The organism is Zunongwangia atlantica 22II14-10F7, from assembly GCF_002094855.1.
Taxonomy (GTDB): domain Bacteria; phylum Bacteroidota; class Bacteroidia; order Flavobacteriales; family Flavobacteriaceae; genus Zunongwangia; species Zunongwangia atlantica.
Genome location: NZ_ARYN01000020.1, coordinates 1 through 15314, shown reverse-complemented (window position 1 = coordinate 15314; position 15314 = coordinate 1). Strand labels below are relative to the sequence as shown.

General features: G+C 35.0%; 12 protein-coding genes. All 12 read right to left on the bottom strand.

Annotation, left to right across the window (positions count from 1 at the left end; all coding sequences use genetic code 11):
- Positions 1-38: 38 nt before the first annotated feature.
- Positions 39-626 carry an imidazole glycerol phosphate synthase subunit HisH gene (gene hisH, locus IIF7_RS17925; RefSeq protein ID WP_084843060.1) on the bottom strand — a complete coding sequence of 196 codons (588 nt, stop codon included), beginning with the start codon at positions 624-626 and terminating at the stop codon, positions 39-41.
- Positions 627-702: 76 nt separating this feature from the next.
- Positions 703-1842: a bifunctional histidinol-phosphatase/imidazoleglycerol-phosphate dehydratase HisB gene (gene hisB, locus IIF7_RS17920; RefSeq protein WP_084843059.1), complete on the bottom strand. Its 1140-nt coding sequence runs from the start codon at positions 1840-1842 to the stop codon at positions 703-705.
- A gap of 5 nt (positions 1843-1847) precedes the next feature.
- On the bottom strand, positions 1848-2897 hold the full coding sequence (gene hisC / locus IIF7_RS17915; protein ID WP_084843058.1) for a histidinol-phosphate transaminase: 1050 nt from the start codon (positions 2895-2897) through the stop codon (positions 1848-1850).
- A gap of 208 nt (positions 2898-3105) precedes the next feature.
- Positions 3106-4389 carry a histidinol dehydrogenase gene (hisD, locus tag IIF7_RS17910; RefSeq protein ID WP_084843057.1) on the bottom strand — a complete coding sequence of 428 codons (1284 nt, stop codon included), beginning with the start codon at positions 4387-4389 and terminating at the stop codon, positions 3106-3108.
- Positions 4390-4522: 133 nt separating this feature from the next.
- The gene (hisG, locus tag IIF7_RS17905; protein ID WP_084843056.1) at positions 4523-5386 is read right to left on the bottom strand and encodes an ATP phosphoribosyltransferase; all 864 of its coding nucleotides are present in this window, start codon (positions 5384-5386) and stop codon (positions 4523-4525) included.
- A 250-nt stretch (positions 5387-5636) separates the two neighbouring features.
- Positions 5637-6452 carry a prohibitin family protein gene (locus tag IIF7_RS17900; protein WP_084843055.1) on the bottom strand — a complete coding sequence of 272 codons (816 nt, stop codon included), beginning with the start codon at positions 6450-6452 and terminating at the stop codon, positions 5637-5639.
- A gap of 12 nt (positions 6453-6464) precedes the next feature.
- Entirely contained in the window at positions 6465-8498 is a 2034-nt protein-coding gene (locus tag IIF7_RS17895; protein ID WP_084843054.1) for a vWA domain-containing protein, read from the bottom strand.
- Positions 8499-8583: 85 nt separating this feature from the next.
- Complete coding sequence (fabG, locus tag IIF7_RS17890; protein ID WP_084843053.1) at positions 8584-9330, bottom strand: 3-oxoacyl-[acyl-carrier-protein] reductase; 747 nt, start codon at positions 9328-9330, stop codon at positions 8584-8586.
- 110 nt (positions 9331-9440) lie between these two features.
- Complete coding sequence (locus IIF7_RS17885) at positions 9441-12404, bottom strand: M16 family metallopeptidase (protein ID WP_245801671.1); 2964 nt, start codon at positions 12402-12404, stop codon at positions 9441-9443.
- 102 nt (positions 12405-12506) lie between these two features.
- The gene (gene sucD / locus IIF7_RS17880; RefSeq protein WP_084843051.1) at positions 12507-13379 is read right to left on the bottom strand and encodes a succinate--CoA ligase subunit alpha; all 873 of its coding nucleotides are present in this window, start codon (positions 13377-13379) and stop codon (positions 12507-12509) included.
- Between the two features lie 141 nt (positions 13380-13520).
- Positions 13521-13685 (bottom strand): hypothetical protein, encoded by a 165-nt coding sequence (locus IIF7_RS20890; RefSeq protein ID WP_176218992.1) that lies wholly within the window; start codon positions 13683-13685, stop codon positions 13521-13523.
- A gap of 341 nt (positions 13686-14026) precedes the next feature.
- Positions 14027-15314, bottom strand: a 1288-nt coding sequence (locus tag IIF7_RS17875) for a M56 family metallopeptidase (RefSeq protein WP_139801356.1), incomplete at its 5' end; no start/stop codon positions are given.

Here is a 15314-nt window from a genome sequence, read left to right as displayed (position 1 = left end):
TCTATTTTCTCAGATCTAACAGCGCAGCGATCTATATTCTATTTTTCCAATTTTAAAAAGTTCTCCAAAATCTTTTCTCCGGCTTTACTGCTTTTTTCTGGATGAAATTGTACCCCGTAGAAATTATTCTTTTTGATTGCTGAAGTGTATTCTACTCCGTATTCCGTAGAACAAATCGTTTCTTCGCATTCCTTCACATAAAAGCTATGCACCAAATAAACATATTCTTTTTCGTTCACACCTTCAAACAGATCTGATCGTAAATCGTAAATCTGATTCCAGCCAATTTGCGGCACTTTAACCGTATTATCAAACTTCACCACTTTCGCATCAAAGATCGATAATCCTGGCGTATCTCCTTCCTCACAATATTCACACATCAATTGCATCCCGAGACATATTCCCAAAACTGGTTGCTTAAGAAGCGGAATCACTTTATCTAATCCGGTTGACTTTAGCATCTTCATCGCACTACTCGCCTCTCCTACTCCCGGAAAGATCACCTTATCTGCCGATTTGATTTCTTCAGCATCATCTGTAAGCACAGCTTCAAAACCAAGTCGTTTTACTGCGAATTTGATACTCTGAATATTCCCTGCGCCGTAATCTATAATTGCTATTTTCATTTTTATCGTAGTTCGTCAGTTAGAATTGAGTATTGAGTTTAGCCACTAACTACTCTATACCCAATTCTCAATACTATTAAAGCATTCCTTTTGTTGAAGGTAAGATCATTTTTTCTGTGTCTCTTTTAACCGCCATTTTTATCGCTTTTGCAAAGGCTTTAAAAATCGCTTCGATCTTATGATGTTCGTTTGTTCCTTCGGCTTTTACATTCAGGTTTGCCTTGGCGCCATCGGTAAATGATTTGAAGAAATGATAGAACATTTCTGTAGGCATTTTCCCAACCATTTCACGTTTAAAATCGGCTTCCCAAACTAACCAATTTCGGCCGCCAAAATCGATCGCTACCTGCGCTAAGCAATCGTCCATTGGCAAACAAAATCCGTATCGCTCGATTCCTAACTTATTACCCAAAGCTTTTGCATAGACTTCGCCCAGAGCAATTGCGGTATCTTCGATCGTGTGGTGCTCATCAACTTCAAGATCGCCATCTACTTTTACCACCAAATCCATTTGACCGTGACGTGCGATTTGATCTAACATATGATCAAAAAATGCAATCCCGGTAGAAATTTCCGCTTTCCCGGTTCCGTCAAGATTCAACTTGATCTTTATATCAGTTTCGTTAGTTTTTCTTTCAATTTCAGCAGTACGATCTTTCAGTTTTAAAAACTCATAAATTTCTTTCCAGCTGGAAGTTTTCAGTACTATTGTTTCCTTCAGTTTAGAAACATCATTTTTCAATTCATCCGTCGCTAAATCTTCATGGGTATCGATAAAAATTCCTTTTCCGCCGAAATTATAAGCAAATTCAATATCGGTCATACGATCACCAATCATGATCGAATTTGCCATATCGTATCCTTCAGAATTCAAATACTTTCTTTCCAACAAACCTGTATTTGGCTTTCTGGTAGGCTGGTTATCTTTTGCAAAAGTTCTATCTATTAAAATATCACTGAATTTCACGCCTTCATTTTCGAAGGTTTTTACCACGAAATTCTGAATCGGCCAAAATTGATCTTCCGGATAAACCTCGGTTCCCAAACCATCCTGATTAGTTACCATTACTAATTCGTAATCTAATTCTTTGGCGATTTTCGACAAATAGAACAATGCTTCCGGGTAAAACTCCAGTTTTTCTAACTTGTCTACCTGATAATCTTCCGGCTCCAGGATAATCGTTCCGTCACGATCTATAAATAAAACTTTTTGCATTTTAATTAGATTAGGCTTTTTAAAGCGGTAATTAATTTTTGATTTTCTTGAGTGGTTCCTACGGTTAAACGCAGAGTATTTTCGCAAAGCGGTTGTGTGGTTCTATTTCTAATTACAATTCCTTTTTCGATCAATTGATCGTATCTGGCCGTTGCATTATCGACTTTCACTAAAATGAAATTCGCATCTGAGGGATAGATTTTTTCAACATAAGAAACTTCCAGCAACACCCTAAATAATTCGTCTCTACCTTTTAGAATATCGGCAACTTCACTCTCCACATTTTCAACATCCAAAATTCGGTTTAAAGCACGTTGCTGCGTTAATTCATTTACATTATAAGGTGGTTTGATTTTCTTTAAAATCTCGATAATTTCTTCGGAAGCGCAACAGATTCCCAATCGGATTCCTGCCATCCCGTAGGCTTTGGAAAGTGTTTGTGTAATCACCAAATTTGGATATTCCTGAAGCCTGTTTAACCAGCTTTCTTTTCCTGAAAAATCAATATAAGCCTCGTCGATAATTACCAGCCCGTTGAAATTTTGAAGCAATTCTTCTACTTTTTCTTCTGAAAAAGTATTGCCCGTTGGATTGTTTGGCGAACAAAGAAATAGCAGTTTAGAATTAGCATCAGATTTATCCAATATCGCTGAAACCTGAGGCTCAAAATCCTGAGAAAGTAGCACTTCCCTATTTTCGATATTGTTGATTTCTGAAAGCACTTTATACATTCCGTAAGTTGGCGGAAGCGTGATCACATTGTCTTTTCCAGGCTCACAAAACGCCCTGAACAACAAATCTAAAACCTCGTCACTACCATTTCCTAACAGGATTTGCTCTGATTTAATGCCTTTGATCTTTGCCAGCTCGTCTTTTACATTTCTTTGATGCGGATCTGGATAGCGGTTTACATCGGTTTGATACGGATTCTCATTGGCATCAAGAAAAACCATCTGGGTTCCTGTTGATTTGTATTCGTCACGAGCGGAAGAATATGGTTTTAATTTCTTCACGTTCTCACGAACAAGGTTTTGTATGTTTATATTAGTGGGCATTTTTTTAGCTTTCAGCTGTCAGCTTTTAGCCTTCAGCATTTTTTTATTTTTTGTCATTTCCAGCGGAAAGAAATCAAGTCTAAAAAAAATCTTAATCCGCTTCATTCAAATTTCAATATTTAGCATTCAAAATAAATACTCATCGTATTTTTTTCTAGTCTATATTCTAACTTCTAACAGCGAAGCGATCTAAAATCTAGTTAACACGTTAACTCAAGTCTTTCAATCTCAAAGTCACTGCATTTTTATGTGCTTGTAAACCTTCAGCTTCGGCCATTAACTCAATTGCGGGACCAATGCTTTTTATTCCTTCTTCTGAAATTTGCTGAAAAGTCATACTTTTCATAAAACTATCCAGGTTTACGCCGCTATATTGCTTTGCGTAACCATTTGTTGGAAGTGTATGATTTGTTCCTGAAGCATAATCACCAGCACTTTCAGGCGTGTAATTCCCAATAAATACTGAACCGGCATTAATGATCCCTTCAGTGTAAAATTCATTATTTTCAGTAGAAATTATAAAATGCTCCGGGCCATACTCGTTGATCAAATCTAAAGCAACTTCATTATTTTCAACATAGATCAGTTTTGAATTCTCGATCGCTTTTTCTGCTATGGCTTTTCTTGGAAGTACTGATAATTGATCTTCAACAGCTACTTCAACTTCATTTAAAAATGTTTTTGAAGTCGACACTAAAATCACTTGACTATCACCACCATGCTCTGCCTGACTCAACAGATCTGAAGCTACATAAGCTGGTTTAGCCGAATCATCTGCTACAACTAACAATTCTGATGGACCTGCCGGCATATCGATCGAAACATTATGGCGAGTTGCCAACTGTTTCGCTACCGTTACAAATTGATTCCCTGGACCAAAAATTTTATACACTTTAGGAACTGTTTCGGTACCGAAAGTGAGCGCTGCAATCGCCTGAATCCCACCAATCTTATTGATCTTTGTTACTCCGCATAAATTTGCAGTATATAAAATAGCTGGATGAACTTTTCCTTCTTTATTTGGTGGCGTACAAAGCACGATTTCTTTACAACCTGCAATTGCCGCAGGCACTGCCAACATTAAAATAGTTGAAAATAAAGGTGCGCTTCCGCCGGGAATATATAATCCGATCTTTTGAATTGGTCTTTTTTCCTGCCAGCATTTTACACCGCTTGTAGTTTCAACTTCAACTTTCTCGGTTTTTTGCGCTGCATGAAATTTTTCGATATTCTTTTTTGCTAAAAGAATGGCCGATTTCAATTCTTCTGAAATTTCAGTTTCTGCAGCGGCAATTTCTTCTGAAGTTACCAATGTGTTTTCAAGTTTAATCCCATCAAACATATCAGTATATTTTGCTACTGCAGCATCTCCTTTAGCTTTTACTTCAGCAAAAATTTGGTTTACCGTGTCTTCAATATCATCTACGGTTTTTGTTGGCCGTTTTAAAACAGCATCCCATTCAGATCTTGAAGGATTATATATTTTGTTCATTTTTTTCAGTTTACAGTTAACTATTTACAGTTGTTAGCTTTTAGCTTTCAGCCATCAGCTGTCAGCTGTCAGCTTTTAATTCGAAATCACTTAATAATTTTCGAATTAGCACATTAACACATCATCAAATTATTTACAACACCATCTTCTCAATCGGTACTACAAGCAATCCTTCTGCGCCGTGTTGTTTTAATTCGTCTATCACTTCCCAAAAACGTTCTTCATTAATTACGGTATGAATCGAACTCCATCCTTCTTCAGCCAATGGTAAAACGGTAGGAGAACGCATTCCTGGTAAAAGTCTAATGATATCGTCTAACTTATCGTTTGGTGCGTTCAGCAAGATGTATTTTGAAGTTCGTGCGTTTAAAACCGATTTCAATCTAAATTGTAACTGATCTAAGATCTGCTGACGCTCTTCAGAAATCTTTGGTGAAATGGCCAAAATCGCCTCACTCTTCAGCATTACTTCAGCTTCCTTCAAATTGTTTTTGAAAAGCGTACTTCCGCTGGAAACAATATCACAAATCGCATCGGCCAAACCAATATTCGGTGCGATTTCAACAGAACCATTAATGATATGAAGATCGGCTGAAATTCCCTTTTCAGCTAAATACTCTTTAACCGTATTTGGATAACTGGTCGCGATTTTCTTTCCTTCAAGGTCCTGGATTCCGTTATATTTTACAGATTTTGGAACCGCTAAAGAAACTCGGCATTTAGAGAATCCCAGCTTTTCACCACGAATAATATCTTTCCCTTTTTCTACCAACACATTCTCCCCAAGAATTGCAACGTCTACCACGCCATCTCTTAAATACTGCGGAATATCACCATTTCTTAAATAAAGAACATCTACAGGAAAATTACGAGCCGAAGCTTTTAATTGCTCTTTTCCATTATCTATAGAAATCCCGGCGTCTTTTAAGATTTTAAGCGAATCTTCATTTAGGCGGCCAGATTTTTGAATTGCGATCCTTAGTTTTTCTTTTTTCATCACAAAAGCATTTTATTTTTAGTGCTTAGTTTAATTTCAGTTGTCAAATTTGAACAAATAAAAAACCCGTTTGAGTAGCTCAAACGGGTTTCTAAATATGCTTAACATTACCACATATCAAATTTACCTCGCCTGAGCGCAGTAGTAGATATGATGATGGTGATGTAATTGTATCGTTCTCATTATGGAAGCAAATCTAAGTATTAATTTTAAAATTCAAAATCAGAATTTAAAATTTCTACGATAATTTTTAATTATCTCCTAAAATTAGCGGTAATCCATTTTCTCCAGAGCCAATAATTACGGTTTTTGCATTGCCAGATTTTGCCAATTCTAAAGTCGCCTGGATTCCTTTTTCCTGTAAAACTTTATCTGTTAAAGATTCACTTAAGATTCGGTTTGCTCGTGCTTTACCTTCAGCATCGATACGCTGGCGCTCTGCTTCCTGCTCGGCTTTTGTTAATCTATACTCGTATTCTAAAGATTCCTGCTCCTGTCTTAACTTGCGCTCTATCGCATCCTTAATTGTTGGCGGTAATGCTACATCACGAACCAAAACCTCATTTACCTGAACGTATTGATCTCTTAGAAGAATTTGTGTTTCCTCTAAAATTTCTTCCTGAATCGCTTCACGCTTACTAGAATATAATTGTTCTGGATTATAACGCCCAACCACGGCACGAGTTGCAGATCGTAAAGCTGGTTTTAGTAATCGCTCGATATAGGCTTCACTTTTTTCTTTATGTAATTTTCCTAAATCGTCGTAAGCAGGTTGAAACCACACTGAAGCATCTAATTTGATCTCCAAACCATTTGAAGATAAAACGGTCATTTTCTCGTCTAAAGATTGTTGTCTTACTTCGTAAACAAAAACCCTGTTCCACGGCGCTACTAAATGAAAACCTTCGTTTAAAGGTGGCTCATCTGTAACCACACCATTTCCAAACGTTTTATACAAAACCCCGGCCTCTCCAGAACCTATGGTAACTGTAGATTTTGAAATAAAAATTATTAAAACTACTACTGCAATAAAAATAGGTATTGCAACTTTTGGTAATCTTTCCATTGATGTTTGATGTTAAATTAGACCTTTATATTTTCTATAAAACCATTCTCCTGCCAATAAACCAACTAAGATAAATAGCAAAATATACCACTCGATTATTGGTTGGGATTTGGTGTTTTCTTTTCTTATAATTGAAAAACGATTATCGTTTAAAAGTTCAGATTTTAAATTTTCAAGTTGATTGGGGAAGTAAACCTGACTTTCATTTTTATCAGCCAGATTTTTTAGTTTCGAAAAATTTGCTGAAGAAAATTGCTCTTCTACATTGAACGAAATTACGGAAAATTTACCTGACTTCTTTATTCCTGAATTTTCTTCGGAAACGGTAAAGTGATATTCCCCGGGTTGAAGATCATTAAAACTAACCTGATAAAAATTATTTCGCAATAAAAATTTTGAATCTAATACAGAATTTAAGCTGTCATTTTTTAGTTCGATTTGAAGATTTGCATTAGGATCGAATTGATAATTTTCATCGAAAAATTGAGCGTCAAATTTTACAATTTCATTAGAGTAATAAAAAGACTCATATTCGATATTTAAGCGCTCTTTTTTCTTTTTTGAAGATAGATTTTGAACCAAGCCTCCAATAAAATTATCGAACTTTTCGAAGCTCTGATTCTCCACAAAAACCTTAGTTCGCCATCTCCAGATATTTTCTCCAAACAAAAACGCTGAACTTCTATCGTTACTTTTAGCGATCATCAGCAAAGGATCTTTGGTGCTAACACCTTCGATGTTTTGGTAGAGTAGAGTCTCAAAATCGGTATCAATTTTTAGATCTCCAAACTTATCCTGAAGAGGAGGAAGATCTAAAAACCCGATATCTTCAAACTGAAATTGGTTAAAATTCGAATTTATTTCTGCATAGAAATCCTGTTCAGTATTACTGCCGCTTTTCGATAAAAATGGCAATGATTTTTGAACTGCACTCCAATTAGTTTTAGTTCCGGTTATGATAAAATAGTTTAAATTAGCCTTATCTACCAACTCAAACCAAGTGTTAAAGTTATTATTTGGCTGATAAAATATAACTAACTGATATTCATTTAATTTTACATTATTTTCGCTAGTGTATTTTACCGCGACTTTTCGCTGTTTATTAGTTTCGATAGATTTTTTAAGAGCGCCAAGATCTGGATGCGCAATACTACTTAATATTAAAACCGAAGTTCGCTCGTCGATCACCTCAACTGCAAAGTTATTTTGATTATTGATCGTATTTTTTTCATTTTCTAACGGAAGAATTTCTGCGGAATAAGCTTGTGTTCCCAATTGCGAAGCTGGTAAGTTTGCCTCTATTCTAACCGACCTGTTTTCTTCTGAAAAATTGACATCTTCAGAAAAAACTGTCTTCCCATTAGTCGATATTGTAAACCTTGAAGCGACATTTTTTGAACCTGAATAATTTACAAAAACTTCTACTGGAAACTTATTTTCAAGAAAAGCATATCGATTCACATTCAATTTTGAGATGCTTAAATCTGGAAATTTTGTAGTGTCTCCAATGATCACCGGAAAGATCTTTTGGTTTTTTGAAGCACTAAAATATTGAAAATCTCTGCCTAAAGTCTGGTTACCATCGGTCACTAAAATCGTTGCATTTTGCTTCTTTTTAAAGCTCGATTTTATAGCATCTAATACCTTAAAAATATCGGTTTGTTTTGCACTAAAATCGGCTGAATCTTGGGTAGAAATTTCACTCCCAAAACTTATATTTTGAACATTAAAACGTTCATTTATTTCTTCATCCTGATTGAAAAATGAGGCAATTTCAGCTAAATTATTTTCCTGATTAAGGTGAGAAATTGACTCAGAATTATCTAAAGCGAGTACCAAATCTGGCTTTTCCCGTTCAACCAAAACCGATTTGATCTTTGGGTTGATCAATAAAAAAAGAAGCGTAAAAACGCTTAAAGCACGTAAAATAAAAAGCATTAAACGTTCCTTCCCGTTACGCTTAGACTTCACATAATATTGAAAATAAGAAAACCCCAGCGCAACGCATGCAGCCAGGGTTATATATATTATGTTTAATATCGTCATTAATCGTTTTTGGGTTGTAATTTAAGAGAATATTAAGGCTTTACCAACCACAAAAGGAAAAACAACGAAGGATTTTTTCAAATGCTTAGGTAAGCATTCCACCATCAACGTTAAGCACCTGTCCGGTAACATACGCACTAAGATCACTACCTAAGTATACACAGGCGTTTGCGATATCCTCTGGCGTACCACCACGTTTTAATGGAATATTATCTCTCCACCCCTGTACTACTTTTTCGTCTAATTTCTCGGTCATTTCAGTTTCGATAAACCCAGGAGCGATCACATTGGTACGAATATTACGAGAACCAAGCTCTAGTGCCATAGACTTACTAAAACCAATAATACCGGCTTTAGAAGCTGCGTAGTTCGCTTGCCCAGCATTTCCTTTAACTCCAACAACAGAACTCATATTAATGATGCTTCCGCTACGTTGTTTAAGCATAGTACGCTGTACAGCTTTGGTCATATTAAAGATCGATTTAAGGTTTACTTCGATCACGCGATCAAAATCTTCCTCACTCATACGCATTAGCAGGTTATCCTTTGTGATCCCGGCATTATTTACAAGAATGTCGATAGCACCAAAGTCTTCAGCTACATTTTTGATTAATTCCTGAGCCTGCTCAAAATCGGCTGCATTAGATTTATAACCTTTAGCCTTTACTCCGGTTTCAGAAAGCTCGTTTTCCAGCTCTTTAGCTGCTTCTTCAGAAGAGTTATACGTGAATGCAACATTAGCACCATGCTCTGCAAATACTTTTGCTATACCTCTACCAATCCCACGGCTTCCACCGGTTACGATAGCATTTTTACCTTCTAATAATTTCATATGTATTATAGTAAGTTAGATTAATCTTCGCCAAAGATAAGAATAAGCATTGTTTAGGTATAAAAAAACCTCCTTTTTCAAGGAGGTCTTTAATTTTTCTTTATTCTGAATTACAATTTTAGATCCTGATCTTCTTTTTTCTCATAATTGAATAAGTAATCGATATCAAGTTCTTTTACTTCCCCTAATTTTTGAAGGGCCTGCATATCTACATCTTTTTTATTCCCAATTACCAAAACATTGTAATCCTGGCCTTTTATATTGTTATCAAAAAAGCTTTGTAGATCATCGAAACTCATATCCTTAATAGCATCGTACATTTCTTTACGCATATCATGATCTATACCGCGATCCTTTAAACTTTCGTAACTCCAAAAGATGCTTGTTTTTGTAATACGATCTGCTGCTATCTTCTTAAGCGTAGCCTCTTTAGCTGCTTCAAATTGTTCTTTTGCTTCAGGCATGTTGGTCATTAACTCCATCATTGCATCTACTGCCTGTGGCATTTTATTGGCTTGCGTACCGATATATGCCATCGTATAGTTGGGTTTATCCATTTCTGAAGCCATTTGATAGCTTGAGTAAGCCGAATAAGCTAAAGACTTGGATTCACGTATTTCCTGAAATACAATTGAAGATAAACCACTACCAAAATAAGTATTGAATAATTGTGTAGCCGCCATTTCCTCAGCATCAAAATTATCGCCTTTAGCAAGGAAAACCATTTCACTTTGTACCATATCATAATCTACAAAGTAAACATTCCCACCGGTGTCTTGCTCACTGTAAACTTTGGCTTCAGGATAATCCTTAAGCTCAGACGGTACGTTATGCTTTTCGCTCACCGCAGCTACTGCTGCATCTGGATCTTTTCCGTAGTAAAGCACACGTTGTTTGAAATTACGTAGGTCTTTAACTTTTTCTACTAATTCAGCAGGATCTAAAGCTTTTAATTCGGCTTCAGTATAAATATTACGCAAACGAGAATCTTCGCCATATTTACCGTAATTAAGCAAACCATTAAAAAGAATATTTCCTTTTTGTGTTTTAGCATCATCACGACCTTTCATGATAGATGCTACGTATTTCTCGTAAGTTTCCTGATTAGGTTTAGCGTTTTCCCAAAGATGCTCTAACAATTCTAAGCCTTTTGGCAAATTTTCTTTTAACCCACTGATACCAACATAAATCTGATCTGAACCTGAACTTACAAAGTAATTGATACCGAGTTTGTAAAATTCCTGCTTCAATTCTTCAGGAGTATATTTATCGGTACCCAAATAATCCAAGTATCCGGTAGCCAATGAAATTTTCTTATCATTATCCTGTCCCATATCAAAAATGAAATACAGGTTAAAAAGATCATTAGTTTCATTTAGAATGTAGGAAACCGGCAATCCATTTTCTGTCTCTTCTTTTTTGATCGCTTTTTCGTAATCTACGTATTGCGGAGTTAAAGCAGGTGCTTCAGTTTTATTGAATTCGGTTATAAAATCAGATTGCTTATCACGATTTAATTGAACAGGAGTAATTCCCGGATTTTCTACTTTAGTGATATTAGGATCTTCTCCTAATCGCTTATAAACTGCTACGTAATTATCTTTATAATTCTCGTTTGCATAGTTCACCAGTTCTTCTTTGGTAATACTTTTTAAATCCTCTGTAAAATCTACTACTTCCTGCCAATCCTGAAAATGAATAAAAGCATCCATATGTGCATAAGCTACAGAAGATGCATTTTCATATTGGCGAATTTCAGACAACTTTAAATCATTAATTACCGCTTCGATTAACCAATCGTCAAATTCTCCATTTTTAATTTTTTCTACTTCAGCAAGTAACAAATCCTTCACTTCTTCTAAAGATTGATCTGCCTTTGGCATTCCGTATAATAAATGGAAACCATAATCATTATCGAAATTGGTAAATGAAGAAGCCTGCTGTACCTTTTGCTTTTGGTTTAGATCTAAGTCTATTAAACCCGCCTGTGAATTTGCCAAAATATAATCGATAAGATAAACGATTTTTTGATCTTTACTACCAACACCATCGGTACGGAAAGCGACATAAACAGATTCTGATGTTGGGCCAAATACCTCTTTTTCAATAGGCGCAGTGATAGGCTGCTCTTTAGGAAAAGTTGGATGCGTAACTTCTTTAGACTCGTAACCGCCAAATGCATCATTCACCTTCTGAATCGTAGTATCAAATTCTAAATCTCCTGAAAGGATCACGGCCATATTATTTGGCACATAATATTTATCGTGATAATTATGAATGGCCACCATCGATGGATTTTTTAAATGCTCAGATTTCCCTAAAGTAGTTTGTGTACCATAAGGATGTGTAGGATAAAGACCTTCTAAAACTGCATAATATTGCTTTCTGGAATCACTATCCTGCCCGCGGTTAAACTCTTCATAAACCGCTTCTAATTCGGTATGAAACAAACGTAGTACCAACTCATTAAACCTTTCACTTTCTACCGTTAGCCATTTATCTAATTCGTTTGAAGGAATTTTATTCACATAAACTGTTTGTTCATTTGAAGTGAAAGCATTAGTTCCCTCAGCCCCCAAAGAACTTACCATTTTATCATATTCGTTAGCAATAGAATATTTTGAAGCTTCCTGTGAAACCGAATCGATCTGGCGATAAATTGCTTTTTTCTCTTCAGGATCTGTTGTGGCTTTATGCTTTTCGTAAAGATCTGAAATGGAATCTAAAAGTACTTTTTCTGTTTCCCAATCCTGAGTTCCTATTTTACTGGTACCTTTAAACACCATATGTTCTAAGTAATGCGCAAGCCCAGTATTATCTGCAGGATCGTAAGTAGAACCGGCACGAACAGCAATTAAGGTTTGAATCTTCGGTTCTTCATTATTCTGGCTTAAATAAACCTTTAAACCATTATCCAAAGTATACAATCGTAAGCCGGTGGGATCATCCTCAAAAGTTTCGTAAGAAAATCCGTTAGCATCGGTGTGAGTTTTTTCATGTTCTCCCTGATCTTTTTTACAGGAGACAACCGCCAAGAAAAGGATTGCCATGAGCGATAGATAGTAATTCCTCATAGTTAAAGTTTTGATTGATAAATATGTATAAAAATAAAAAAGTCCGTAAGCATATAACGCTTACGGACTAAAATTATTTAAAAAAATCTTAAATTTTAACTTTTATCCAAGAACTTCGGCAACTTTTTTACCTATCTCGGCAGGAGAATCTACAACATGAACTCCATTTTCTTTTAAGATCGCTTTCTTAGCTTGTGCAGTATCTTCACTACCACCTACAATAGCACCGGCATGTCCCATTGTTCTACCAGCAGGAGCAGTTTCTCCAGCGATAAATCCAATAACAGGCTTTTTATTACCGTTTTCTTTGATCCATTTAGCAGCATCAGCTTCTAACTGTCCACCAATTTCACCAATCATAACGATAGCTTTAGTCTCTTCATCATTCATTAAAAGCTCTACCGCTTCTTTAGTAGTTGTTCCAATAATTGGATCTCCACCAATACCAATTGCTGTAGTAATTCCTAAACCTTCTTTTACAACCTGATCTGCAGCTTCGTAAGTTAAAGTACCAGACTTAGAAACGATACCTACAGTTCCTTTTTTGAAAACAAAACCTGGCATAATACCAACTTTAGCTTCACCCGGAGTGATAACACCAGGACAGTTAGGACCAATTAAACGGCAATCTTTATCCTTAATATAATCTGAAGCCTTAACCATATCTGAAACAGGAATACCCTCGGTAATAGTAATGATTACTTTAATCCCGGCATCAGCAGCTTCCATAATTGCATCTGCAGCAAATGCTGGCGGAACAAAGATGATAGTAACATCTGCTCCTGTTTCTTTCACAGCATCTGAAACTGTATTAAACACCGGTCTATCCAAATGAGTTTGACCTCCTTTACCCGGAGTTACACCTCCAACAACGTTGGAACCATATTCTATCATTTGCTCTGCATGAAAAGTACCTTCGCTACCGGTAAATCCCTGCACGATTATTTTTGAATCTTTATTTACTAAAACGCTCATAAGTATTTATTGTAATTAGCTACACAAAAGTAGGTTTTTCAAGATAAAACTTAAAGCTTTTTTGATATTTATTCAATGATTTGCAAATAACTAAAAATAGCAAAGGACAGCTAAAATCTGTCCTTTGTTATTTTTTGAGTTTTAGAAACCTCTTTTCCTTTTTATAAAATCATTTAGCATCCGGTAAATGCGCTTCTCTCTTTTAATATCCTGAAAGTAGGTAGATTTAATTTGAATAAATATCATTACAAGAAGCACGGCAATTACCACCTCTAAAACAATCATTATCAAAAGAATACGCTCCATTTTTTAAATCTCCATAAGTACCTCAAAATTATGTTAATAAATTTAAAAAATGAGTTAAACAAATGTTAAGCACTTAAAATTAACAGATTATCTTCAACTTATCGGTTTAGCATCAAATAATTCATAATTAATTTTGCTTTTACCTATAAAAATCTAAAAAAGGCGTAAAAATGTTAAATACACACATAATGTAAAAAATCAGAAATAAATATTTTGTTTAAGGAAATAAAAAAGATAACTCGTAATAGTCATCTTTTTTAAAGTGTAAACCATAACAATTAGCAAATTGAAAGACCTCTAAATATCTACATCCTGAAATTCGACATTTTAGAATGTAATTTTTATTGAACAAAAAATCCGTTTTCAGAATTTTTCTCTATCTCCTTTAATTTTTGCTCTCTACCTTCATTCGCTTTATTGGTATAAAAATGCAACTGAAATTTAGAACTAGCTTTCTTCTTCCCATCCTGAAAAATTCTATAAGCCTTAAAGTCTGAAGCTTTATATGCTTTTAAATCTTCCTTTGAAACTTTTTGCCCATTAATAAAAATGTCTTGAATGCCTTTCAACGCTTCCGGATTTTGAAAATCTACTGGAGGTTGCTTGTCAAAATAATCATTAATCTCTGTAAACATTTTTATAATAGAACCAGTTTCAGAAAACTGTTCAGAATAACTTAAAATAGACTTTAAATTGATGCTTTTTAATTCAGAATAACTAATCATTTTATCATCCAGAAAAAATTGCATGTCTTTAGAGTTACTGTTCCAAACATCTAACATCTTTTGTGTTGGAGTTTCCCTGTGATTATAAATTTTAGGCTCATTTGCTCTGTTCTCACTTAAATTAGCGCGAACCTGAAAAGCCGGCGTATTATTAACTTCTCCGGCTTTAGTAGGAAAAAGTGTTGAAGATCCTCTTCCCATTTCTCTTAAAAGTTTATAATACCTGGTCTTAAAAAATTCATTTTCAAATTTTTCCTGAAAATCTTTAGGAACATCCTTAGATTCGAATTTGATATAAGCTTTTAAAAGCTCATAATTTGAAAAGTCTTTGGTAGCTTCATCAAACTTTTTAGTAAAATCATTTAAAAGTACCTCTTTGTTATTTATGGCTATTTGCGTATTTGTCACCGTAAAAAAAATGACTGGATTTTTATCCAAAATCGCTTTAGATTTTTGATTTTCTAGCGGAATTGGTTTGGCTACGATATCATTATTAAAAAAATAAACACAACAGCATATTACAGGAAGTAAAAGTCCCATTTTAAGGCCTATTCTTTTTCCTGAAAATGAATTTGAAATCATAAGAATACGTTTTTTGATTAATGATTGTTTAAATGAACTTGTAATCCCATTTTGATGTGAATTAATGGAACTCTCTAATAATAAATTTGAGTATGCAAGCGGACTAAAATTTTGTTTTAATACGGCTTCATCGGCTAGAAATTCATGATTTAAGCGCATTGATTTTTTGATGAAAATAAATAGCGGATTAAACCAAAAAATAATCTGTAAAACCTCCAAAATCAATAAATCCAGCGTATGTTTTTGGCGCACATGAGCTTCTTCATGTTCTAAAATTTCCTGCGGAATGCTTTTCGATCTAAAAGCTTCTTTTTCTACAAAA